23 protein-coding genes are annotated in these 20,825 nt (G+C 66.1%); 14 read left to right on the plus strand and 9 right to left on the minus strand.

Going from position 1 to position 20,825, the window contains the following annotated elements; translation table 11 throughout:
- Window positions 1-9 precede the first annotated feature (9 nt).
- Window positions 10-414, plus strand: coding sequence for a hypothetical protein (locus XI08_RS23350; protein ID WP_271576118.1), 405 nt, complete (start codon window positions 10-12; stop codon window positions 412-414).
- 347 nt (window positions 415-761) lie between these two features.
- Here XI08_RS23350 and XI08_RS23355 read toward each other — a convergent pair whose 3' ends face one another.
- Window positions 762-1,187, minus strand: a complete 426-nt coding sequence (locus XI08_RS23355) for a DoxX family protein (protein WP_271576119.1) — start codon at window positions 1,185-1,187, stop codon at window positions 762-764.
- Between the two features lie 309 nt (window positions 1,188-1,496).
- Between XI08_RS23355 and XI08_RS23360 the strand changes: the two genes are divergently transcribed.
- From XI08_RS23360 to XI08_RS23370, 3 genes are all read left to right on the plus strand, one after another.
- The gene (locus tag XI08_RS23360; protein ID WP_271576120.1) at window positions 1,497-2,738 is read left to right on the plus strand and encodes an amidase; all 1,242 of its coding nucleotides are present in this window, start codon (window positions 1,497-1,499) and stop codon (window positions 2,736-2,738) included.
- Window positions 2,739-2,810: 72 nt separating this feature from the next.
- Complete coding sequence (locus tag XI08_RS23365) at window positions 2,811-3,668, plus strand: helix-turn-helix domain-containing protein (protein WP_271576121.1); 858 nt, start codon at window positions 2,811-2,813, stop codon at window positions 3,666-3,668.
- A gap of 43 nt (window positions 3,669-3,711) precedes the next feature.
- Window positions 3,712-4,308, plus strand: coding sequence for a cupin domain-containing protein (locus tag XI08_RS23370; protein WP_271576122.1), 597 nt, complete (start codon window positions 3,712-3,714; stop codon window positions 4,306-4,308).
- 9 nt (window positions 4,309-4,317) lie between these two features.
- On the opposite strand, the gene XI08_RS23375 is transcribed toward XI08_RS23370, so the two are convergent.
- The 4 genes from XI08_RS23375 to XI08_RS23390 all read right to left on the minus strand — a co-directional run bounded on the left by XI08_RS23375 (window position 4,318) and on the right by XI08_RS23390 (window position 8,685).
- Window positions 4,318-5,517, minus strand: a complete 1,200-nt coding sequence (locus tag XI08_RS23375; protein ID WP_271576123.1) for a patatin-like phospholipase family protein — start codon at window positions 5,515-5,517, stop codon at window positions 4,318-4,320.
- 212 nt (window positions 5,518-5,729) lie between these two features.
- Window positions 5,730-6,326 carry a glycerol-3-phosphate 1-O-acyltransferase PlsY gene (gene plsY, locus XI08_RS23380; RefSeq protein ID WP_271576161.1) on the minus strand — a complete coding sequence of 199 codons (597 nt, stop codon included), beginning with the start codon at window positions 6,324-6,326 and terminating at the stop codon, window positions 5,730-5,732.
- A 104-nt stretch (window positions 6,327-6,430) separates the two neighbouring features.
- Window positions 6,431-7,732 (minus strand): dihydroorotase, encoded by a 1,302-nt coding sequence (locus XI08_RS23385; protein ID WP_027547194.1) that lies wholly within the window; start codon window positions 7,730-7,732, stop codon window positions 6,431-6,433.
- A 5-nt stretch (window positions 7,733-7,737) separates the two neighbouring features.
- The gene (locus XI08_RS23390) at window positions 7,738-8,685 is read right to left on the minus strand and encodes an aspartate carbamoyltransferase catalytic subunit (RefSeq protein ID WP_027547193.1); all 948 of its coding nucleotides are present in this window, start codon (window positions 8,683-8,685) and stop codon (window positions 7,738-7,740) included.
- Between the two features lie 180 nt (window positions 8,686-8,865).
- Here XI08_RS23390 and XI08_RS23395 point away from each other — a divergent pair, with 180 nt between their 5' ends.
- The 3 genes from XI08_RS23395 (at window position 8,866) to XI08_RS23405 (ending at window position 12,206) form a co-directional block, all read left to right on the plus strand.
- On the plus strand, window positions 8,866-9,624 hold the full coding sequence (locus XI08_RS23395; RefSeq protein WP_271576124.1) for a M15 family metallopeptidase: 759 nt from the start codon (window positions 8,866-8,868) through the stop codon (window positions 9,622-9,624).
- A gap of 20 nt (window positions 9,625-9,644) precedes the next feature.
- Window positions 9,645-11,288 (plus strand): acyl-CoA dehydrogenase family protein, encoded by a 1,644-nt coding sequence (locus XI08_RS23400; RefSeq protein WP_271576125.1) that lies wholly within the window; start codon window positions 9,645-9,647, stop codon window positions 11,286-11,288.
- A gap of 147 nt (window positions 11,289-11,435) precedes the next feature.
- Complete coding sequence (locus XI08_RS23405; protein ID WP_271576126.1) at window positions 11,436-12,206, plus strand: CPBP family intramembrane glutamic endopeptidase; 771 nt, start codon at window positions 11,436-11,438, stop codon at window positions 12,204-12,206.
- 168 nt (window positions 12,207-12,374) lie between these two features.
- Here XI08_RS23405 and XI08_RS23410 read toward each other — a convergent pair whose 3' ends face one another.
- On the minus strand, window positions 12,375-13,298 hold the full coding sequence (locus XI08_RS23410) for an AEC family transporter (RefSeq protein WP_271576127.1): 924 nt from the start codon (window positions 13,296-13,298) through the stop codon (window positions 12,375-12,377).
- Window positions 13,299-13,302: 4 nt separating this feature from the next.
- Window positions 13,303-13,788: a Holliday junction resolvase RuvX gene (gene ruvX / locus XI08_RS23415; protein WP_271576128.1), complete on the minus strand. Its 486-nt coding sequence runs from the start codon at window positions 13,786-13,788 to the stop codon at window positions 13,303-13,305.
- A 47-nt stretch (window positions 13,789-13,835) separates the two neighbouring features.
- Between ruvX and XI08_RS23420 the strand changes: the two genes are divergently transcribed.
- Complete coding sequence (locus XI08_RS23420) at window positions 13,836-14,051, plus strand: hypothetical protein (RefSeq protein WP_271576129.1); 216 nt, start codon at window positions 13,836-13,838, stop codon at window positions 14,049-14,051.
- A gap of 51 nt (window positions 14,052-14,102) precedes the next feature.
- On the opposite strand, the gene XI08_RS23425 is transcribed toward XI08_RS23420, so the two are convergent.
- Window positions 14,103-15,038: a cyclase family protein gene (locus XI08_RS23425; protein WP_271576130.1), complete on the minus strand. Its 936-nt coding sequence runs from the start codon at window positions 15,036-15,038 to the stop codon at window positions 14,103-14,105.
- Between the two features lie 207 nt (window positions 15,039-15,245).
- On the minus strand, window positions 15,246-16,136 hold the full coding sequence (locus XI08_RS23430) for a LysR family transcriptional regulator (RefSeq protein ID WP_027547184.1): 891 nt from the start codon (window positions 16,134-16,136) through the stop codon (window positions 15,246-15,248).
- A gap of 97 nt (window positions 16,137-16,233) precedes the next feature.
- On the opposite strand from XI08_RS23430, the gene XI08_RS23435 reads away from it, so the two are divergent.
- From XI08_RS23435 to XI08_RS23460, 6 genes are all read left to right on the plus strand, one after another.
- A complete protein-coding gene (locus XI08_RS23435) occupies window positions 16,234-17,259 on the plus strand; it encodes an NAD(P)H-dependent flavin oxidoreductase (RefSeq protein ID WP_271576131.1) in 1,026 nt (341 codons plus the stop codon).
- Window positions 17,260-17,364: 105 nt separating this feature from the next.
- Complete coding sequence (locus XI08_RS23440) at window positions 17,365-18,441, plus strand: NAD(P)H-dependent flavin oxidoreductase (RefSeq protein WP_271576132.1); 1,077 nt, start codon at window positions 17,365-17,367, stop codon at window positions 18,439-18,441.
- Between the two features lie 87 nt (window positions 18,442-18,528).
- A complete protein-coding gene (gene gatC, locus XI08_RS23445; protein ID WP_027547181.1) occupies window positions 18,529-18,816 on the plus strand; it encodes an Asp-tRNA(Asn)/Glu-tRNA(Gln) amidotransferase subunit GatC in 288 nt (95 codons plus the stop codon).
- Between the two features lie 24 nt (window positions 18,817-18,840).
- Window positions 18,841-19,053 (plus strand): hypothetical protein, encoded by a 213-nt coding sequence (locus tag XI08_RS23450; RefSeq protein WP_027547180.1) that lies wholly within the window; start codon window positions 18,841-18,843, stop codon window positions 19,051-19,053.
- A complete protein-coding gene (gene gatA / locus XI08_RS23455) occupies window positions 19,050-20,525 on the plus strand; it encodes an Asp-tRNA(Asn)/Glu-tRNA(Gln) amidotransferase subunit GatA (protein WP_271576133.1) in 1,476 nt (491 codons plus the stop codon). Before XI08_RS23450 ends, gatA begins: the two co-directional genes overlap by 4 nt.
- Complete coding sequence (locus XI08_RS23460) at window positions 20,516-20,821, plus strand: hypothetical protein (RefSeq protein ID WP_027547178.1); 306 nt, start codon at window positions 20,516-20,518, stop codon at window positions 20,819-20,821. The genes gatA and XI08_RS23460 overlap by 10 nt, the downstream gene beginning before the upstream one ends.
- Window positions 20,822-20,825: the final 4 nt, after the last annotated feature.

A 20,825-nucleotide genomic window follows, 5' to 3' on the forward strand; every position in this document is an offset into this window, starting at 1 on the left:
GGCAAACCGATGACGCCGGCGGATTCCGGTGAGCAGTCTTTGGCCGACCGCGCCAAATTGGGGGCAGGTTACTTTTTTGGCGAATCCCTTTTTTGGGTTGGCCTTTTTCTGACCGTATGGGCAGGCAGCTACAGCATCTACCTGGGAGGGGGCGTATGTATATGCTGGGTGCTGATTTTCGTTCTGATCATGCGACGAGAACTCTCACGAGACATCAAAGCCCTCGATGATCCCCGTGACAATCCGCGTGCGAACCGATTGATCGGCAAAGGCTTGCCGCGCACGGCCGCCCCTGGTCCCGATACTCGTATGCCCCGCGCTCGCGGCGCTCTAAAACATATGGCACTTCGATTTGCGGTCGAATTTTTCACATCCGTCGCAATCATAATCGCTGTGACGCTGGGACGAGCTTAGCGGCTGAAACGGTCGTATTCGCTCTATCCGACCGGGATGTAAGTGGTGCCTTTGGTTCTGGCCTGGCCGGAGCTGCTGGCGGCGTATTTGGCCTGGTCTTCGCCGTCGTGATCGTCATCAGGCGAATTGCCGATATCGAAGATTGATCGGTTACTTCTGGCGTTTGCGCCATCCGCTCGGTCTCGGTCAGCCCCACACTTGGGTTGATGCGTCCACGGCCGTCTCCTTGTGGAAGCAGCATGGAGCAACCTGAGGGCGTGGGCAACAGTGAGGTGCGCTTGATCAGGCTTTAGAGGCACTGTCGGAAGACCCGACGTGGTCGACGGGTCTTCCGCAAGGTCGTCCACTCAACGAGCGTGCGCCGCCTGAGCGACAGCGGCGCCGCTCCGCAAGAGGCGAGCGTCAAGGCTGAGCGCACCGGCGCCGAAGGCAAAGATCTGAAGCAGGCCGCCTGCCAACATCACGTTCTTGAGGAAATGGATCATCTGATTCTGGTCGGCAAAGTTGTTGTGGAACGAGGCTGCCGCGGCCAGCGAGAATATGGCGAGCGCCAGTGCGACAGAGCGGGCTTGATAGCCCGCGATAAGCAAGAGACCGCCACCGAGCTCGACGAGCACTGCGATCGCATAAGCCACCGGTGGCACCGGTAATCCCGCAGAGGCGATGTAAGCGGTCGTCGCACCATAAGCGGCGAGCTTGCTGAAGCCACTCATTGCGAACGGGAGGCCGATCAGCAGCCGGCCAACGAGGGAAGCATAACGGGTCGTGTCCATGGTAGTCGCTCCTGTACTTGGTTGAGGTCCGACGGCGGTGACGCACCAAGCGTGTGGCCTGGAAGAAAGTGCGCGCCGCGGGGCCCTGCGTTGTGTCCTCAGATTGGCCGGATCGAATTGTGACCGAAATAGAAATGATTGAAAGTTACTGTTTCCATTTTTGGCCTTAGCTGTGCGACGTCGCGGAGACGAATGCTCTGGTCGCGCCGTTGGTCTCTGTTGACTGCACGCATGGATTGATCGCGCCCGCTTGCGCTTGCGCGACCTCATCGCAATGCTAAAAGCGATACCAATAAGAAGGGTATTGCCATGATCTCACTCGCCGACCTCCAGCGCCGCATTGAAGCGGGCGAGCTTTCGCCCGATGCCGCCATCGCCCAATCGCACGCGGCGATCGAGGCGCGGGAGAAAGAGGTCCATGCCTTCGTCCGCCACGACAAATCGGCAAGAGCGCAGGCCTCCGGCCCGCTGCGCGGCATCGCGGTCGGCATCAAGGACATCATCGACACCGCCAATATGCCGACCGAGATGGGCTCGCAGATCTACCGTGGCTGGCAGCCGCGCTCGGACGCGCCGGTCGTGATGATGCTGAAGCGGGCGGGCGCCACCATCATCGGCAAGACCACGACCACGGCGTTCGCCTCGCGCGATCCGACCCCCACGCTCAATCCGCACAACACCGGCCATTCCCCGGGCGGCTCGTCCTCGGGCTCGGCGGCGGCGGTCGGTGCCGGCATGATCCCGCTGGCGCTGGGCACCCAGACCGGCGGCTCGGTGATCCGGCCCGCCGCCTATTGCGGGACGGCCGCGATCAAGCCGTCGTTCCGGATGCTGCCGACGGTCGGCGTGAAGTGCTATTCGTGGGCGCTCGACACGGTCGGCCTGTTCGGCGCGCGCGCGGAAGATCTCGCGCGCGGACTGCTGGCGATGACGGGCCGCAGCGAATTCTCCGGCATCGTCCCGGCCAAGGCGCCGCGCATCGGCGTGGTCAGGCAGGAGTTCGCAGGCGCTGTCGAGCCGGCCGCCGAAGAGGGGCTGCAAGCCGCGATCAAGGCGGCCGAGCGCGCCGGCGCCAGCGTGCAGATCATCGACCTGCCCGAAGCGGTGCAGGAGGCCTGGCGCATCCATCCGATCGTCCAGGACTTTGAGGCGCATCGCGCGCTCGCCTGGGAGTTTTCGGAGCATCACGACGAGATCGCGCCGATGCTGCGCGCCAGCCTCGATGCGACGGTCGGCCTGACGCCGAAGGATTATGACGAGGCGCGCCGGATCAGCCGTCGTGGCCGCCGCGAGCTCGGCGAATTGTTCGAGGGCGTCGACGTGCTCTTGACCTATTCGGCGCCGGGCACCGCACCGGCCAAGGAGCTCGCGAGCACCGGCGACCCCCGCTACAACCGGCTCTGGACGCTGATGGGCAATCCTTGCGTCAACGTGCCGGTGCTGAAGGTTAATGGCCTGCCGATCGGCGTGCAGGTGATCGCGCGCTTCGGCAACGATACGGGCGCGCTTGCGGCGGCATGGTTCCTGGAGGACGCGCTGACGCGGGCCTGACGCGGGGCACCTCAACTTTATTTGAGCGCGAAGGATGCAACCGCGCCCGGGCTGAGCCGACCAACTGAACTCATGGCTCTCCCAGACAAACAGACCCCACGCAGCTCGCAATTTTTCGGCGCGGGCGAGGGACTCGGCGACATCGTCGAGTCCCTCTGGGATGCCGATCTCGACGATGCGGCAGCCGCCTGCGCACGGACCATCAAGGTTCTGCCGACGCCGTCGCCAGTCCTGATCGTGCACTATCGCGCGCCCATGGCCTCGCAACGCGGCGTCTACAAGCGCACCATCAACGGCATGCATACCCGCGCAGCAGTGCTGAAGCCGAGCGGTTCGCTCGGCGTCGTGTCGGTGCGGCTCAAGGCCGACGCGGCCGACCGCGTGCTCGGCGTGAAGCCTGCCGATCTGCTCGATGCCAGCATCGATCTGTCGGACATTTTTGGCGATGGCGCTGCCGCGCTGCTCGAAGAACAGCTCGCGGAGGCCGGCAGCGCGGCCGCGCGCGTGACCTGCATGCGAGACTTCCTCCGGACGAGGACAGGGCCCGGCCGTCTCGATCCGCTGGTCGCGCAGGCGATGCGCGCGATCAGGCGGGATCCGGCGATCTCCATGCGCAGGCTTGCCGGCGATCTCGACATCGGCGAGCGTAGCCTGCAGCGGCGCTTCAAGGCCGAGACCGGCGCGAGCGCAAAGCAGTTTGCGCGGATCGAGCGGATGCAGCGGGCGGTTGCCGCGCGCCGCGCCGGTTCCGACTGGGCCGATGTCGCGCACGCGACCGGTTTTACCGACCAGGCGCATCTGATCCGCGATTTCCGCACGCTCGCGTGCGCTTCGCCGGAGGCGTTCTGCCGTCAGTCGTCGATCGCCAACGTAAGGGCCTGGAACGCCGAGCTCGCGGCGTCGGATTTTTACAATACCTTCGTCGCCTAGGCCGCTACCAGCGCATCTCCCTGGATTGCAAGGAGAAGCAAACATGCTGACCGAGATCGCCCGCGGCACGCGGCTGCGCAATGCCTTTAACAAGGAGACTTTTGTCTTCTCCGGACCGCTCGACAATCCCGGCGTCGCGCGCTTCGGGGTGATCCTCGAAAAAGGCGGCTCGGGCGGCGGCAATGCGCTGGTGCACGTTCATCCCGGCGCGGACGAACACTTTGCGGTCAAGAGCGGGCGCATCAAGGTTGTCGTCGACGGGCGCGAGCAACTGGTCGATGCCGGCGGCACCGCGATCGTGCCCCGCGGCCGGCCGCATTATTTTGCCAATGTCGGCGAGAGCAATGCCGATCTCGAGATCTCCTTCGTCCCGGCGCAGCAGCATCTGCGCTTCTTCGCCAATTTCGCCACGCTCACGGTCAAGCAGCCCGCGTGGTTTTCGAGTGCCGGCGAGGCGAACTTTCTTTTGATCGCGTTGGTGCTGCACACCTATCGCGATCATCTCTATCTCGCCGGCGTGCCGATCTGGCTTCAGAAGCTGCTGTTCGCTCTCCTTGCTCCGGTGGCGCGGCTCGCCGGCTACCGGATGGCGATCGAGCCGCTGAGCGAGACGCTTGCACGGGCCGGCGTCGCGGCCTGAGTTGAAAGCTCAGGACAGTGCTGGCTCGATCGTGGGCAGGGCGCGTTGGGCCTCGGCGCCTGTCGCACCTTGCCCGAGCCAGCGCCCGGCGGCTTCGCGGCCGCTCCGGTGCAACAGGCGGATGAAGCCGCGGCCGAGATCGGCTGAGCTGCGCTGCGCCAGGCCTTCAATCGAGTCTTCCGCCGCGATCCTGGACAGCCGTAGCGAGGATGCGGCGTGCGATTGCGCCCATGCGATCGCCGCGACCTCGGCGTTGAGCACGGCGTTGGCGGTGATCTGGTCGAGCCGGCGGTCGATGGCGGCGAGCGTGATCGGCACGTAGCTGTCGCGGGACGGGGTGAGCTGCACCAGCAGCACGTCGGTCGCCGCCGTCTCCTGCGCCAGCTTCAGCAGTGGCGGATTGCCGCCGAAGCCGCCGTCCCAATAGGCCTCGCCGTCGATCTCGACGGCGCAGTGGACCAGGGGCGGGCAGGTCGAGGCCAGCGCGACGTCGGTCGTGATGGCGTCATTGCGAAAGATCTGCTGCTGCCCGTCGCGGATCCGCGTCGCCGCGATCAGGAGCTTTGGCGACCTCGCCGCGCGCAGCGCCGCGAAATCGATGTCGCGCGACAGCGCCTGCCGCAGCGGATCGAGATCGAACGGATCGAACTGGCCCGATCGCAGCGTCGGCCCGAACGCGACCGAGCTTCCCGTCGGCGAAAAGCCGCCGACCAGCATCAGCGAGCGGAACGAGGCCTCGTGCATCAGGCGGACCCAGAACCGGTTCAGCCGCGAGCGTGCAGCTTCACGGCCGCCCTCGGCGAGGCCGCAGGCCAGCAGCAGCGCATTGACGGCGCCGGCGCTGGCGCCGCTGATCGTGTCGATCTCGATGTCAGGCTCTTCCAAGAGCCGCTCCAGCACGCCCCAGGTGAAGGCGGCAAAGGTGCCGCCGCCCTGCAGCGCCAGCGAGAGTTTTCGCGGTGGCCATTGTCTCGAAGGTACCTGATCGCGCGCGACCGGCGCGGCAACGGTCGCGGCCTCGACACGCTGCGGCGCTTGCGCGACGGGTGCGGGCGGCGGCGCTGGCGATGGGACGGCGGCGGGTTCTGGAGCCGGCGGTGAGGGCGCATCGGACCAGATGTCCGTCATGGACAGCAGTCGGCTCGCCGCGGTGCGTGGCGCAGCTTGCGAACCGCCGTCGATATGCGCGCCGACCATCTTCTCGCTCATTCTGAGCAACCGCGTAACGCCTTTTGCGCTGTCAGGATGACAGGCATGGAACTCGTTCGCCACTCTGGCCACGACTGGCTTGCGAGTTGCGAACAGGATTTGGCGTATAATGCGGAAGGAGCGCGGCGGTATCCGTACTTTTTCCCGGCGTCAGATTTTGTTTTGACGCGTTTTCTTGACGCGAACCGGTATCCACTTCGCTCGAAAACGCTCTAGGCCTTCTCGCCGATCCGGCTTTCCTTGCCCGATTGCAGCCGCCTGATGTTCTCGCGATGCGCGTAGAACAGCAGCAGCGTCAGCACGGCGAACAGCGCAGACAATGCGAGGTGGCCGAACCACCACAGGAAAATTGGCGTGATGAAGGATGCCACCAGCGCCGAGAGCGACGAATAACGCGTGGTGAAGGCGGTAGCCAACCAGAGCAGGCAGAACACCAATGCGGCCGGCCAGAACAGGCCGAGCAGGATGCCGATATAGACGGCGACGCCCTTTCCGCCCTTGAACTTGAGCCAGACCGGGAAGAGATGGCCGAGGAAGGCGCCGAGGCCCGCCACCATCGCGGCATTGGGGCCGGCGATGGAGCCGGCGATCACGACTGCCACCGTGCCCTTGAGCGCATCGAGCAAGAGGGTGCCCGCAGCAAGGCTCTTGCGTCCCGTGCGCAGCACATTGGTGGCGCCGATGCTGCCCGAGCCGATCGAGCGGATATCTTGCGTGCCGGCGAGCCTGGTCAGGACCAGCCCGAACGGAATCGAGCCGAGGAGGTAGCCGATGACGAGCGCTACCGGCAAAAATGCTTCAAGACCCATCGCTGCAAATCCCTTGGCCGCATCTCCATGCTGAACTGCGACGCCACGCATGATCCTGTCCCGATCCGCTGCCGCGGTGCAGGGCGACACCCAATACCGTCACCCTAGACATGCTCGTAGACCGTCCGTCCGCCGACAATGGTGCGCACCACGCGGCCTGTAAAGCGGGCCTCGTCGAACGGGGTGTTCTTGCAGGGCGATTTGAGCTCGGCGGGATCGACCACCCAGGGGACGTCGGGGTCGATCACGATCACATCCGCCGGGCTACCTGCGCGCAGGGTTCCACCGGGCAGGCCCAGAATTTCGGCCGGCCGGGTCGACATCGCCCGGATCAGCGTCTTCAGGTCCAGCTCGCCATTGTGCATCAGCCGCAGGCCGGCGGGCAGCATGGTCTCGAGCCCGACGGCGCCGGGAGCGGCTTCCGCGAATGGCAGGCGCTTGACCTCGACGTCCTGCGGATTGTGGTCGGACATGATCACGTCGATGAGGCCGGAGGCGACGGCTGCGACCAGCGCGCGGCGGTCGTCCTCGGTGCGCAGCGGCGGCGACAGCTTCAGGAACGACCGGTAGGGCCCGATATCGTTCTCGTTGAGCGCAAGATGATTGATCGAGACCGAGGCGCTGACGGCGAGCCCGGCGTCGCGGGCGCGCTTCAGGACGTCGAGCGAGTCGATGCAGGACAGCGAGGCGGCGTGATAGCGGCCGCCGGTCAGCGCGACGAGGCGCATGTCGCGTTCCAGCATCACGGCTTCCGCTGCGTTCGGAATGCCCATCAGGCCGAGCCGCGAGGCGAACTCGCCCTCGTTCATGACGCCTTCGCCGACGAGATCGGGGTCTTCGGCGTGATGCACGATCAGCGCGTCGAAATCGCGCGCGTAGGTCAGGGCCCGGCGCATCACCTGGGCGTTGGTGACGCTTCGGTCGCCGTCGCTGAAGGCGATGGCGCCGGCTGCCTTGAGCAGGCCGAACTCGGTCATCTCCTCGCCGCGCATGCCCTTGGTCAGCGCCGCCATCGGCTGGATGTTGACGATCGCGGTGTCGCGGGCGCGGCGCATCACGAAGTCCACCGTCGCCGAATTGTCGATAACGGGCTCCGTATCGGGCTGGCAGATGATGGTGGTGATGCCGCCGGTCGCGGCCGCCTGGCTCGCGGAGGCAAAGGTCTCGCGATGGCTGAAGCCGGGCTCGCCGACGAAAGCTTTCATGTCGATCAGGCCGGGGGCCACGATCTTGCCGGCGCAGTTGACGACGTCGGTGCCCTCGGGGACGCCGGCAGCGCCGATGCCGCGCCGGGTCTCGCGGATGATGCCGTCGGCAATCAGGACATCGCCGGGGCCGTCGAAATCCCTGCTGGGATCGACGACGCGGGCGTTGGCGAGCAGGATGGGACGGCGGTCAGTCAGCATGAGCATCACGCGTTCGGCAAGTTGCGGGCGAGCGCTTCGAGCACGGCCATCCGCACCGCCACGCCCATCTCGACCTGTTCGCGGATCAGCGATTGCGCGCCGTCGGCGACCGCGGTGTCGATCTCGACGCCGCGGTTCATCGGGCCGGGATGCATGACGAGAGCGTCCGGCTTGGCATAGCCAAGCTTTTTCTGGTCCAGCCCGAAATAGTTGAAATATTCGGAGGTCGACGGCACGAAGGAGCCGTTCATGCGCTCGCGCTGGAGCCGCAGCATCATGACGATATCGGCGCCGTTGAGCCCCTCGCGCATGTCGCGCGCAACCTCGACGCCCATCCGCTCGATGCCGGTCGGCAGCAGCGTGGAAGGGCCGACGACGCGGACGCGGGCGCCCATGGTGTTGAGCAGGATGATGTTGGAACGGGCCACACGCGAATGCAGCACGTCGCCGCAGATCGCGACCACCAGGCCCTCGATCCGGCCCTTGTTGCGGCGGATGGTCAGGGCGTCGAGCAGCGCCTGGGTCGGGTGCTCGTGCGCGCCGTCGCCGGCGTTGATCACGGAACCGTCAACCTTGCGGGCCAGCAGTTCCACCGCGCCTGAGGCGTGATGGCGAACCACCAGGATGTCCGGGTGCATGGCGTTGAGCGTCATCGCCGTGTCGACCAGCGTCTCGCCCTTCTTGATGGACGAGGAGGACACCGACATGTTCATGACGTCGGCGCCAAGCCGTTTGCCGGCGAGCTCGAACGAGGATTGGGTCCGGGTGGAGGCCTCGAAGAAGAGGTTCACCTGCGTCCGTCCACGCAGGACGGTGCGCTTCTTGTCAACCTGGCGGTTGAGCTCGACATATTCTTCGGACAGGTCGAGGAGGCCGGTGATGTCGGCCGCGGAAAGGCCCTCGATGCCCAGCAAATGCCGGTGGCCGAGGACGAAGGTCGATTTCGATGTCATTAAAACGAGAGCTATAGGCGGGGATGGCTGGGGGGGCAAGGGCCAATGCCGGGGCGGGGAGTTATCCCCTGAGGAGTCTGGTACACCGTCATTCCGGGATGGCGCGCAAGCGCCAGACCCGGAATCTCGAGATTCCGGGTTCGATGCTTCGCATCGCCCCGGAATGACAGGGAAGTTTGGATGCGCTCGGCCAAATCAATTTTGATCGCACTTTTAGCGATCGCTTCAATCTCATCCGCTTCAGCCCAGTCGCTCCCCGGCGGCTTCGGCTATTTGCGCGACATCGATCCAACCATCATCCAGGACATCCGCTACGCCACATCCAACAATTTCGTCGGCCGTCCGCTCGCGGGCTACGGCGCCGGCGAGTGCGTGGTGAAGCGCGAGGTGGGGCTGCGGTTGAAGGCGGTCCAGCAGGACCTCGCCGCGCAAAACCTGTCGCTCAAGATGCTCGACTGCTACCGGCCGGCGCGGGCCTCGCTCGACATGGTCGCGTGGTCGCAGAACGGCCGCGAGACGGCCGCCGAGCAGCGCTACAATCCCAGGATTCCCAAGACCGAGCTGTTTCGCCTCGGCTACATCGCAAGCCGCTCGCAGCATTCGACGGGTGCGGCGCTCGATCTCACCTTGGTCGATCTCAAAGCCGACAACTCCGGCAAATATGATCCGTCGAAAACCTATGCCGACTGCACGGCACCGGTCGAGGCGCGGCCACCGGAGGGCAGCGTGGACATGGGCACCGGCTACGACTGTACGGACACGAAGGGCCATACCGCAGCACCGTCGATCACACCCGACCAACGCGCCTGGCGCAAGCGGCTGGTGGCTGCGATGGCCAAGCAAGGCTTTGTGAACTATTCGAAGGAGTGGTGGCATTTTTCGCTGCCGGGGGCAGGCGGGGCGGCCTATGATTTCCCGATCCAGCCGCGGCGGAACTGATTCCGCGCCGGGGAAGCAAGATGACCCAGCCCAGCTTCGCAACTCACGAGGTTTTCAACCAATCGCCGCCGTTTTGGGATGTCGATCTGTTTGCCGTGGACCGGCCGCTGGTCGAGGCGGTCAAGGCGAATGGGGGCGCTACGGCGGAGCGGGAGCTGTCCGAGTTCGGCAAGCACTGGGGCTCGGCCGCGATGGCCGATCGCGGGCGCGCGGCGAACGAGAACACCCCCAAACTGCGCAGCTTCGACGCCAAGGGTAATCGCCGCGACCAGGTCGAGTTTCATCCCGCCTATCACGAGCTGATGGCGCACAGCGCGCATGCGGGCGTGCACAATTCGACCTGGACGGCGGAGGGGAAGCCTGCGGGCGATGCCGCCGAGGTCATCCGCGCCGCAAAATTCTACATCGCCTCGCAAGTCGAGACCGGGCATCTCTGTCCCATCACGATGACGCGCGCCTCCGTCGCCGCGCTGGCGATGCAGCCGGATCTGCTGGCGCGCGTGATGCCGGTGCTGTCGACCAGGAGCTACGATCCGACATTCGCGCCGTGGTGGGACAAGCGCGGCATGACGCTCGGCATGGGCATGACCGAGAAGCAGGGCGGCACCGACGTGCGCGCCAACATGACGCGCGCGGTGCGCGACGGCGACGCCTATCGCGTCACCGGCCACAAATGGTTCATGTCGGCGCCGATGTGCGATGCGTTCCTGGTTCTGGCGCAGGCCGACGAGGGGCTGACCTGCTTCTTCATGCCGCGCTTTGCGCCCGACGGGTCGGTCAATGCGATCCAGTTCCAGCGGCTGAAGGACAAGCTCGGTAACCGCTCCAATGCGTCCTCCGAGGTCGAGTTCGTCGGCGCTTATGCGCAAGCGGTCGGCGAGGCGGGCAAGGGCATCCGCACCATCATCCAGATGGTGCAGCTGACGCGGCAGGATTGCGCGATTGCCTCCACCGGCCTGATGCGCTCGGGGCTCGCGCATGCGCTGCATCATGCGCGTCACCGCAGCGTGTTCCAGAAGCATCTGGCCGATCAGCCCTTGATGCAGGCGGTGCTGTCGGACATGGCGCTGCATGTGGAGGCCAGCGTCGCCCTGGTGATGCGGCTCTGCCGCGCCTTCGACCGCACCCCGCACGATGCGGCGGAGGCCGCCTATATGCGGCTGCTCACGCCCGCGATCAAATACTGGACCTGCAAGAGCGCGCCCGCCTTCCTCTACGAGGCGATGGAGTGCCTGGGCGGCAACGGCTATGTCGAGGACGGCATTCTGGCGCGCCACTACCGGGAGTCGCCGGTCAACGCGATCTGGGAGGGCTCGGGCAACGTGATGTGCCTCGACGTGCTGCGCGCGCTGTCGCGCGAGCCGGAGGCGGCGACGGCGGTGCTGCAATCGCTTGCCGCCGAGACCAAAGGTCTGCCGGGGGCAGGCGAGGCGGCGGCGTTCATCGGCAAGACCTTCCGCCGCGCCGACGGCGAGCGCGTCGCGCGGCTCGCGGTCGAGAAGCTGGCGCTGCTTGCCGCGGCCGCGGCGCTCAACGGCGTGTCGCCGCGCCATGCCGAATTGTTCGCGGCCACGCGCCTCGCCGCGAACCACGCCAGTATGTACGGCGCGGTCGAGCTTGAGAGCGGTGACGTGCGCGCGCTGCTGGAGAGGGCGCTGCCTTGAAAGGGACGAGCTCTCTCCATTCCGTCATGGCCGGGCTTGACCCGGCCATCCACGTCTTGCTGCGCGGCATGAAGAACGTGGATGCCCGGGACAAGCCCGGGCATGACGACCTTCCGATGTTTCGCTGCTCCTGACGAAAGCCCCCTGATGGACTCCCTCAATCCCGAGCATCCGCCACTGATCATGACGCCCGCGGATCCCGCGCCGCGCGTCTGGAAGTTCTTCGGCACGGCGCTGTGGGGCCTTCTCATCTTCGTCGCGATGTTCGTCGGCCAGGTCGGGGCGATCCTGCTGCTGGCCGCGCTGCGCGGCCTTCCGATCGACATGGCCTCGATCCAGTCGGTCGGCCGGGAGCCGGCAGCGCTCGCGCTGTCGGTCATCATGGGCCTGCCGGCGACGCTGGCGGCGGTATGGCTCGCCATCCGCATCAAGAAGGCCTCCTTCGTCGACTATCTCGCGCTGCATTGGCCGTCCTGGAAGCAGCTTCTGTTCGGCGTGGTCGGGCTTATCCTCGTCGTGGTGGCCTGGGAGACGATGTCGCGAAGCCTCGGCCGCGAGGCGACACCGGGCTTCATGACCGACCTGTTGAAATCGGGCCGCGACAAGGGCGCGGCCATCCTGCTGCTGTTCGCCTTCAGCGTGGCGGCGCCGATGTCGGAAGAGGTGCTGGCACGCGGCTTCCTCTATCGCGGCTGGTCGGCGAGCTTCCTGCGCGTGCCCGGCGCGATCATCCTGTCGTCGCTGGTGTGGACGGTCGTGCATCTTCAATACGACATGTACTTCCTCGCCGAGGTCTTCACCATTGGCCTGTGGTTCGGTTACATGCGCTATCGCGCCAATTCGCTCTGGCTCACGATCGTGCTGCACGCGCTGAACAACATGACCGCGGTGGTGCTGACGATGTGGCTGGGCGGCTGAGGGCGGTTGCCCCCACATCCCGTCATTGCGAGCGCAAGCGAAGCAATCCAGAATCTTTCCGCGGAGGGATTCTGGATTGCTTCGTCGCATCAGCGCAAAATTGCTTCGCAATTTTGTCGCGAGCTCCTCGCAATGACGAGGAGAGGGAGGCGCCCACAATGACGAGCCTCAGGCCACGAGCGCGATCGCAATCGGCATCGTGACCGCCGCCAGGATGGTCTGTAGCGTGATGATCTGCGCCAACAGCGGCGCATCGCCGCCCATCTGGCGAGCCAGCACATAGGCACTGGGGGAGGTCGGCACCGCCGCACAGATCGCGACGATTGCCAGACTGTTGCCCGATAGCCCGAACCAGGCCGCAAGCGCCAGCGCCAGCACGGGCATCAGGACCAGCTTGAAGGCGACGCCGATCGTCGCACTCAGGCTGGGACGCAGGAGGCCTTTGAGATGCAGGCCCGCACCGGTGACGAGCAGCCCGATCGCAAGGGATGACCGGCTCAGCGCGTCCGCAACCTCATGCCAGATCTTCGGCAGCGGCAGATGGACAATGTTGACGACGAGCCCGATCGCGCAGGCCCAGATCAGGGGATTGCGGATCACCGTCGTCACGATCGCGCGCGCGGACTGCTTTTCCGGCGCGGCGTAATGCGCCAGCACCGCGACGCTGAACACGTTGACGAGCGGAATGATCGCGACCATCGCCACGGATGCCAGCGCCAGCCCGACATCGCCGAACATGTTGGCGGAGACGGAGAGCGCCACATAGGTCTGCCAGCGCGTCGCGCCCTGGAAGATCGAGGTGAAGGCGGGGCCGTCGATGTCGAGCCGCGCCAGCGCAGGGCGCAGCGCGAGGCAGAGCAGCGACACCGCCAGCGCCGACAGCAGCAGCGCGCCGCCGACGCCGGCGACCGGTACCTTGGAAAGGTCGGCCTTCACCAGCGTCTGGATCAGCAGCATCGGAAACAGCACGAAATAGGTCAGCCGCTCCAGCCCGTGCCATTGCGTGTCGAGCCGCATCAGGCTGTGCCGGAGCACGACGCCGAGCACGATGAGGATGAAGACCGGCAGCAGCGCCGCGATCACGACGGCCATCGAGTCAGCCGTTTCCGGTGCGCAAATTGGCGAGACGGTCAAGCGCGCCTTGCAGGATGAAGATCGCGGCGTGCTCGTCGATCACCTCGGCGCGCTTGGCGCGGCTGACATCCATGCCGATCAATTCGCGTTCGACCGCCGCGGTCGATAGCCGCTCGTCCCAGAGACCGATGGGGAGCGTGGTGAGATTGGCGAGGTTGCGGGCGAAGGCGCGGGTCGATTGCGCGCGCGGGCCCTCGCTGCCGTCCATGTTGATGGGCAGGCCGAGCACGAAGCCGACCACCTTGCGCTCGGTCGCAATCGCCAGGAGCCGCGCCGCGTCCTGCTTGAATTGCTTGCGCTGAATGGTCTCGACGCCGGTCGCCAGCCGCCGGTCCGGATTGGACACGGCAACACCAATGGTCTTGGTGCCCAGATCAAGGCCGATCAGCCCTCCGCGTTCGGGCCAGTGGGTTGCAGCATCGACGAGGGGCAGGATAAGAGCGGGCATGGCGTTAGCGCATAACACGCGTCGCGCTGCGGGGTGAACCGGTAACAATGGATGCACTGACACTATTCGGCCTGCTTGCCGTGACGGCGATGCTGGTCTGCTATGCCATGGAGGACCGCAGCCACTGGTTCGTGCTGCTGTTTGCGATGTCCTGTGCGCTGGGCTCCGCCTACGGCTTCCTGAAGGGCGCCTGGCCGTTCGGCCTGGTCGAGGCGATTTGGGCCGTGGTTGCATTGCGGCGGTGGCATCTAAGGCCGCGCTGACGGAAGGGGCGGGCGAGGGACCTGCCGCAAGTTCCTCGCCCGGGTCTCAGGTCAGCGGATCGCGATCGGGTTGATCATCGCCTGCACGCCGCCGGTCCAGCGCGGCTGTCCGAGCACGAACAGGAATTCATAGCCCTTGTCGCGAGCGAGCGCGGCGGTGTCCATGTTCTCGAGAATGTAGGTCCCGTTCATGGCGAGCAGGATCTGGTGCACCTCGAACACGTTCTTGGACTCGAACGGCAGCACCTCGAGCGCCCAGGTGTCGGCGCCGATCGCGACGACGCCCTTGCCGGTCAGGTATTTCGCGCCTTCGACGCCGAGACCCGGCTCGCCGGCGGAGTAGCGCTTGTCGTCCTTGCCGATCAGGCTGAGCCAGCCGGTGTGGAAGATGACGACGTCGCCCTGGCGGATCTCGACGTTCTGCTGCTTGGCGGCTTCCTCGATCTCCTTGACGTTGAAGGCGGTACCTTCCTTCACCACGTCGGTTTTGAAATAGGCGGCCATGTCGAGCAGCACACCGCGCGTGACCATCGGCGGCACCTTCTCGATGCCGAGCTTCTTCAGCCCGTTCGGGTCGGCGAAATCGGCGAGCTTGTTGCCGTTGTAATAGACGTGCTCGACGCCGAGATGGCCGAGCCCGTCGAGCTGGCTGCCGATGCCGACCCAGGTGTCGAGAATGTCGTCATTGTAGGTGGCCTTGTTGGGACCGAGACCCGGGCTGCCGGCCTGTCCCGGCTGCACCACGGTGATCTTGAAGGTGCGCGGCGGATAGGCCGGCGTGCTGGACGTGACGGGAATGCCGAGTGCGTAGGTCTTGCCGGTCTTCACCAGCGATGCCGCTTTCACCACGAGTTCGGGCGTCATGTAGTTGGCGGCGCCGATCTCGTCGTTCGGCCCCCATTTCGATTTGGTCCAGTCCTGTGCGCTTGCTGTTTCGATCGTCGCCGACAACGCAGCGACACAGCACAACACGAGCGTATTGCGCATCGATAGTCCTCCCGATGTTTTGGCTTCGTTATGGTTTTTGCGCTGGCTAGTCGCGCATCCTAACGTAGAAAATCCACGGCCTTCAAAGCTTTTCGATGTGCCGCGCTGCGACGGCTGAACGCAGCATCAGCTGCGCGCCGCTTGATCGATTCAAGTACGACAGATTTGTGACAGTGAATTTCGTGCGGTGGAACACCCGCGCCTGCGTCAGGCCGCGATGACGTCGTCATCCGTCTTCAGGCAGGCCGCAAAGCCTTGAAGCGCGCTGTATTGATGTCCGGCGCCGCGCTGGATGAAGAGCGTCTCGACGCGCGCGTGCGAGGTGCTCAGCGGGTGGATCGACACGCTGCCGTTCATCGCGCTGCGCTCGACCACCGTGCGCGGCAGCAGCGTCACGCCCATGTCGGCGGCGACGCAGCCGATCATGCCGTCGAGCGTGCCGAGCTCGAAGCGTGCGGCCGACGGCCAGCCGAACTCGACGAAGATCTGCTCAAGCCGCTGGCGATAGGTGCAGCCGGTGCGGAACACCAGCGCCGTCGGACCGGACTCCGGCGTGCCGGCGCGCAGCTCCGCAAGTGAGCTCCAGCGCCGCGCGCTGACCAGCACCAGCTCTTCGCGGAAGGCGCTGGTCGCGGTGAGGTCGGCATGCGCGATGGGACCTGCGACGAAGGCGCCGTCGAGCGTGCCTTCGAGCACGCCAGCGACGAGGTCGGCCGTCGTCGCCGTGCGCAAGGAGAGGCGCACGGCCGGGAAGCGGCGGTGGAAATCGGCCAGCAGCGGCGGCAGCCGCACGGCGGCCGTCGTTTCCATCGAACCGATCGCCAGCGGTCCCTTCGGCTCGCCGTCGTCGCGTGCGGCGAGCACGGCCTCGCGCGATAGCGCGGCCATCCGTTGCGCGTAGGGCAGGAGGCGCTTGCCGGCGCCGGTCAGCGTCATGCCGCGGCTGTGGCGTTCGAACAGCGGCGTGCCGATCTCCGCCTCCAGCGCCTTCACGCGCTGGGTGACGTTTGACTGCACCGTGTTGAGCTCCTCGGCCGCGCGGGTGATGCCGCCGGTACGGGCGACGGCGGCGAAGGTCTGGATATCGCTGAGTTCCATGGCGTCGTTCCGCTTTTGTGATGGCAGCGTTCACAACAATTCATTTTTCGAGAATGCTAATCGCGCTTACCCTCGCTGTCCAGATCGGGGAGAAACCATGTCCATTGCGACGCCGCTGACGAGCTTGCTGGAGATCAGGCATCCCATCTTGCTGGCGCCGATGGATGTCGTCGCGGGCAGCCGTCTGGTGGCCGCCGTCAGCCGCTCAGGTGGCTTCGGCATTCTAGGCGGCGGCTACGGCGAGAGGGCGTGGCTGGAGCGGGAGACCGCAAAGCTCGCCGGCCTGCGTGCGCCGTTCGGTGTCGGCTTCATCACCTGGAGCCTCGCCAAGCGGCCCGAGCTGCTCGACATTGTGCTCGCCGCCAGACCATCCGCGATCATGCTGTCCTTCGGCGATCCCGCGCCGTTCGTACCAAAGATCAGATCCGCGGGAGCGCGCCTGATCTGCCAGGTGCAGGACGAGGCGATGGCGCGGCAGGCGCTCGACGCCGGCGCCGATATCCTGGTCGCGCAGGGAACGGAGGCGGGCGGTCACGGCGCGTCACGCACCAGCATCGATCTCGTGCCTGCCATCGTCGATCTCGCGGCGGGCCGTGTGCCTGTGGTGGCGGCCGGCGGCATCGCCGACGGGCGCGGTCTCGCCGCCATGATGATGCTGGGCGCGAGCGGCGTGCTGCTCGGAACGCGCTTCTATGCGAGCGAGGAGGCCGACGGCGCCGAGGAGGCCAAGCGGCGCATCTGCGCGGCAAGCAGCGGCTCGACCGTGCGCGGCATCATCTTCGACCTGTCACGCAACAATGTCTGGCCGGCGCCGTTTACCGGCCGGTGCCTGGTCAACGACCACGCCAGGCGCTGGATCGGGCGCGAGGTCGAGCTGATGCAGAATGTCGCCACGGTCGCGGCGGAGTATGCCGCGGCAAAGGCGGCCGGCAATTTCGACGTCGCCGCGGTGATCGCGGGCGAGGCCGTCGGCCTGATCCATGATATCCCACCCGCGGCAGAGATCGTCGAGCGGATCGCGACCGAAGCCGAGCAGCATCTTGCTGGCCGGCGCAATTCGGTTTCTTCTTTTCCTTCTCTCCTTGTGGGAGAAGGTGGCGCGGATGCAATCCGCGCCGGATGAGGGGTCTGTCTCCGCGGATGCAAACCCCTCACCCGTCTCGCCGCTGCGCGGCGATCCACCCTCTCCCACAAGGGGAGAGGGAAGAGCGAACATGAGGCAAGAACCATGTGGCCTGACCGTCGACTGATCGATCTCTTCAAGACCGAATTCCCGATCGTGCTGGCGCCGATGGCCGGAGTGATGGATGCGGAGCTGGTGATCGCGGCTGCGCAAGGCGGGGCGCTGGGGTCGCTGCCCTGCGCGATGATCTCGGCGGAGAAGGCGCGCGAGCAGGTTGGTCTCATCCGCCAGCGCGTGAAGGCGCCGGTCAACATGAACTTCTTCTGCCACACGCCGGTCGATCTCACGACCGATGCCGAAGCGCGGTGGAAGCAGCGGCTCGCCGGCTATTACGCTGAGCATGGCCTCGATCCGGCGGCGCCGATCGCCGCGGCCAACCGTGCGCCATTCGACGCAGCCTTCTGCGAGGTCGTCGAGGAGCTGAAGCCGGAGGTCGTCAGCTTCCATTTCGGTCTGCCGGAGCAAGCGTTGCTCAAGCGCGTCAAGGCGGCCGGCTGTCTCGTCATCTCCTCCGCCACGACGGTGAAGGAAGCGGTCTGGCTCGAGCAGCACGGTGCCGACGCGGTGATCGCGCAAGGCGCCGAGGCGGGCGGCCATCGCGGCATGTTCCTGACCGACAAGATTGCCGAGCAGCCCGGCACCTTCGCACTGGTGCCGCAGGTCGCCGATGCCGTGAATGTGCCGGTGATCGCGGCCGGTGGCATCGCCGACGGGCGCGGCCTTGCCGCGGCCTTTGCGCTCGGTGCCTCCGGTGTGCAGATCGGCAGCGCGTATCTGCGCTGCCCGGAATCCAAGGTCAGCGCGGGCGGCCGCAAGGCGCTCGCCGAAGCGCGGGACGATTCCACCGTCATCACCAATGTCATGACCGGCCGTCCGGCGCGGGGCGTGCAGAACCGCCTGATGCGCGAGGCCGGTCCGATCTCGCCCGATGCGCCTCCCTTTCCCCATGCCGCGACCGCACTGGGGCCGCTCAAGGCGGCTGCCGAAAAGCAGGGCAGGGTGGATTTCACCAATCTCTGGGCCGGCCAGGCCATCGCCCTGGGCCGCGAGGTCCCCGCGGCCGAATTGACCCGGGATCTGGCCAAATCGGCCTTGGCTCGCCTTAAGGCGCTCGCTGGATAGGCGGGAGATAGGCGGGAGCGCCGGTTGCGGCGCAAAAGCGGCCTCTGCTATACGGCGGTTAGGTTTTGCCGTGAGAGGCCTTATATAATGTCCGTCGACGCCACTACCGTCCGCCGCATCGCGCATCTGGCGCGCATCGCGGTTTCCGAGGACGAGGTTCCGCATCTGCAGGGCGAGCTCAACGCCATGCTCGCCTTTGTCGAGCAGCTCTCGGAGGTCAATGTCGAGGGCGTGGAGCCCATGACCTCGGTCACCCCGATGCAGATGAAGAAGCGGCAGGACGTGGTCAACGACGGCGAGGTCGCCGACGATATCGTTGCCAACGCGCCCGCGACCGAAGGTCACTTCTTCCTGGTGCCGAAGGTCGTCGAGTAAGTCTCTAATTCAGGACGTTGTCCGATGTGCCTGCTTTGCGACGATGAGAAGGCCTACCAGGCCTACATGAACTATCTCGACAAGATGGAGCGGCAGGGCAAGGCTGCCGATCCCAACGTCGCCGTCAATGCCGTGCTCGACGAGATCGAGGCCGCCGCGAAAGCGGCCGCCAAGAAGGACGATCCGGCCAACGACAAAACCCTGTCTCCGTTCTTCTGCAGCCCGATCAATAAATGACCGATTTGACATCGCTGACGCTCGCCGAGGCCCGCAAGGGTCTCGCGGCCAAGACTTTCACGTCACTCGAGCTGACCGACGCGCATCTGTCCGCGATCGAAGCCGCGCGCGTGCTCAATGCCTTCGTGATGGAGACGCCCGACCAGGCGCGTGACATGGCGAAGGCCGTGGACGAGAAGATCGCCAAGGGTGAGGGCGGCCCGCTCGCCGGCATCCCGCTGGGCATCAAGGACCTGTTCGCGACCAAGGGCGTGCGCACCACGGCGTGCTCGAAGATCCTCGGCAATTTCGTGCCGACCTACGAGTCCACCATCACCTCGCAGCTCTGGCGCGACGGCGCGGTGATGCTCGGCAAGCTCAACAATGACGAGTTCGCGATGGGCTCGGCCAACGAGACCTCGTGCTTCGGTCCCGTCGGCAATCCGTGGCGGCGTGACGGCAGCAACACGACGCTGGTGCCGGGCGGCTCGTCCGGTGGTTCGGCCTCGGCCGTGGCGGCGCTGCTGTGCATGGGCGCGACCGCGACCGACACCGGCGGCTCGATCCGCCAGCCGGCGGCGTTCACCGCGACCGTCGGCATCAAGCCGACCTACGGTCGCTGCTCGCGCTGGGGCATCGTCGCCTTCGCCTCCTCGCTCGACCAGGCCGGTCCCATTGCACGCAGCGTGCGCGACAGCGCGATGCTGCTGCGCTCGATGGCCGGGCACGATCCGAAGGACACGACGTCGGTCGACATTCCCGTGCCGGACTATGAGGCCGCGATCGGCAAGTCCGTGAAGGGCATCAAGATCGGCATCCCCAAGGAATATCGTCTCGACGGCATGCCGGCCGAGATCGAGAAGCTGTGGAGCGAGGGCGCGGCCTGGCTGAAGGCGGCCGGTGCCGAGCTCGTCGAGGTGTCGCTGCCGCACACCAAATACGCGCTGCCGGCCTATTACATCGTGGCGCCGGCGGAGGCATCTTCGAACCTCGCGCGCTATGACGGCGTGCGCTACGGCCTGCGCGAGCAGGCTAAGAACATCATCGAGCTGTACGAGAACACCCGCGCCGAAGGCTTTGGCGCCGAAGTGCGTCGCCGCGTGATGATCGGCACCTACGTGCTCTCGGCCGGCTATTACGATGCCTATTATCTTCGCGCCCAGAAGGTGCGCACGCTGATCAAGAAGGATTTTGAGGATTGCTTCGCCAAGGGCGTCAACGCGATCCTGACGCCGGCGACGCCGTCGGCGGCCTTCGGCATCGGCGAGAAGGGCGGCGCCGACCCGGTCGAGATGTATCTCAACGACATATTCACGGTGACGGTGAACATGGCGGGGCTGCCCGGCATCGCCGTGCCCGCCGGCAAGGACGCGCAGGGCCTTCCGCTCGGCCTGCAATTGATCGGCCGTCCCTTCGACGAGGAGACGCTGTTCTCGCTCGGCGAGGTGATCGAGCAGGCCGCCGGCCGCTTCACGCCCGCGAGGTGGTGGTGAATGTCGCCGCGTTCATCGCGAGCCTCGACGGCGCAGCGCCGGCGCCGGACCTGAACGCGCCGCTCGCCGGTCTCTGGTGGGCGGCGAAGGGCGACTGGGACCGCGCCCACAAGATCGTCCAGGACGAGAGCAGCCGCGAGGCCGCCTGGGTGCACGCCTATCTGCACCGCGTCGAAGGCGATCTCGGCAACGCCGGCTACTGGTACCGCCAGGCCGGCCAGCCGGCGGCAAAGGATTCACTGGAAGCGGAGTGGCAGCGGATCGCGGCGGCGCTGCTCGAAACGGGGCGCGCCTGAGCCT

The sequence above is a fragment of the Bradyrhizobium sp. CCBAU 11361 genome, assembly GCF_028128935.1.
Lineage (GTDB): Bacteria > Pseudomonadota > Alphaproteobacteria > Rhizobiales > Xanthobacteraceae > Bradyrhizobium > Bradyrhizobium niftali.

Excerpts from the sequence above, each read along its gene's own strand:
- XI08_RS23350 (WP_271576118.1), top strand. The coding sequence starts at position 10 with ATGACGCCGGCGGATTCCGGTGAGCAGTCTTTGGCCGACCGCGCCAAA.
- XI08_RS23355 (WP_271576119.1), bottom strand. The coding sequence starts at position 1,187 with ATGGACACGACCCGTTATGCTTCCCTCGTTGGCCGGCTGCTGATCGGC.
- XI08_RS23360 (WP_271576120.1), top strand. The coding sequence starts at position 1,497 with ATGATCTCACTCGCCGACCTCCAGCGCCGCATTGAAGCGGGCGAGCTT.
- XI08_RS23365 (WP_271576121.1), top strand. The coding sequence starts at position 2,811 with ATGGCTCTCCCAGACAAACAGACCCCACGCAGCTCGCAATTTTTCGGC.
- XI08_RS23370 (WP_271576122.1), top strand. The coding sequence starts at position 3,712 with ATGCTGACCGAGATCGCCCGCGGCACGCGGCTGCGCAATGCCTTTAAC.
- XI08_RS23375 (WP_271576123.1), bottom strand. The coding sequence starts at position 5,517 with ATGAGCGAGAAGATGGTCGGCGCGCATATCGACGGCGGTTCGCAAGCT.
- plsY (WP_271576161.1), bottom strand. The coding sequence starts at position 6,326 with ATGGGTCTTGAAGCATTTTTGCCGGTAGCGCTCGTCATCGGCTACCTC.
- XI08_RS23385 (WP_027547194.1), bottom strand. The coding sequence starts at position 7,732 with ATGCTGACTGACCGCCGTCCCATCCTGCTCGCCAACGCCCGCGTCGTC.
- XI08_RS23390 (WP_027547193.1), bottom strand. The coding sequence starts at position 8,685 with ATGACATCGAAATCGACCTTCGTCCTCGGCCACCGGCATTTGCTGGGC.
- XI08_RS23395 (WP_271576124.1), top strand. The coding sequence starts at position 8,866 with ATGCGCTCGGCCAAATCAATTTTGATCGCACTTTTAGCGATCGCTTCA.
- XI08_RS23400 (WP_271576125.1), top strand. The coding sequence starts at position 9,645 with ATGACCCAGCCCAGCTTCGCAACTCACGAGGTTTTCAACCAATCGCCG.
- XI08_RS23405 (WP_271576126.1), top strand. The coding sequence starts at position 11,436 with ATGGACTCCCTCAATCCCGAGCATCCGCCACTGATCATGACGCCCGCG.
- XI08_RS23410 (WP_271576127.1), bottom strand. The coding sequence starts at position 13,298 with ATGGCCGTCGTGATCGCGGCGCTGCTGCCGGTCTTCATCCTCATCGTG.
- ruvX (WP_271576128.1), bottom strand. The coding sequence starts at position 13,788 with ATGCCCGCTCTTATCCTGCCCCTCGTCGATGCTGCAACCCACTGGCCC.
- XI08_RS23420 (WP_271576129.1), top strand. The coding sequence starts at position 13,836 with ATGGATGCACTGACACTATTCGGCCTGCTTGCCGTGACGGCGATGCTG.
- XI08_RS23425 (WP_271576130.1), bottom strand. The coding sequence starts at position 15,038 with ATGCGCAATACGCTCGTGTTGTGCTGTGTCGCTGCGTTGTCGGCGACG.
- XI08_RS23430 (WP_027547184.1), bottom strand. The coding sequence starts at position 16,136 with ATGGAACTCAGCGATATCCAGACCTTCGCCGCCGTCGCCCGTACCGGC.
- XI08_RS23435 (WP_271576131.1), top strand. The coding sequence starts at position 16,234 with ATGTCCATTGCGACGCCGCTGACGAGCTTGCTGGAGATCAGGCATCCC.
- XI08_RS23440 (WP_271576132.1), top strand. The coding sequence starts at position 17,365 with ATGTGGCCTGACCGTCGACTGATCGATCTCTTCAAGACCGAATTCCCG.
- gatC (WP_027547181.1), top strand. The coding sequence starts at position 18,529 with ATGTCCGTCGACGCCACTACCGTCCGCCGCATCGCGCATCTGGCGCGC.
- XI08_RS23450 (WP_027547180.1), top strand. The coding sequence starts at position 18,841 with ATGTGCCTGCTTTGCGACGATGAGAAGGCCTACCAGGCCTACATGAAC.
- gatA (WP_271576133.1), top strand. The coding sequence starts at position 19,050 with ATGACCGATTTGACATCGCTGACGCTCGCCGAGGCCCGCAAGGGTCTC.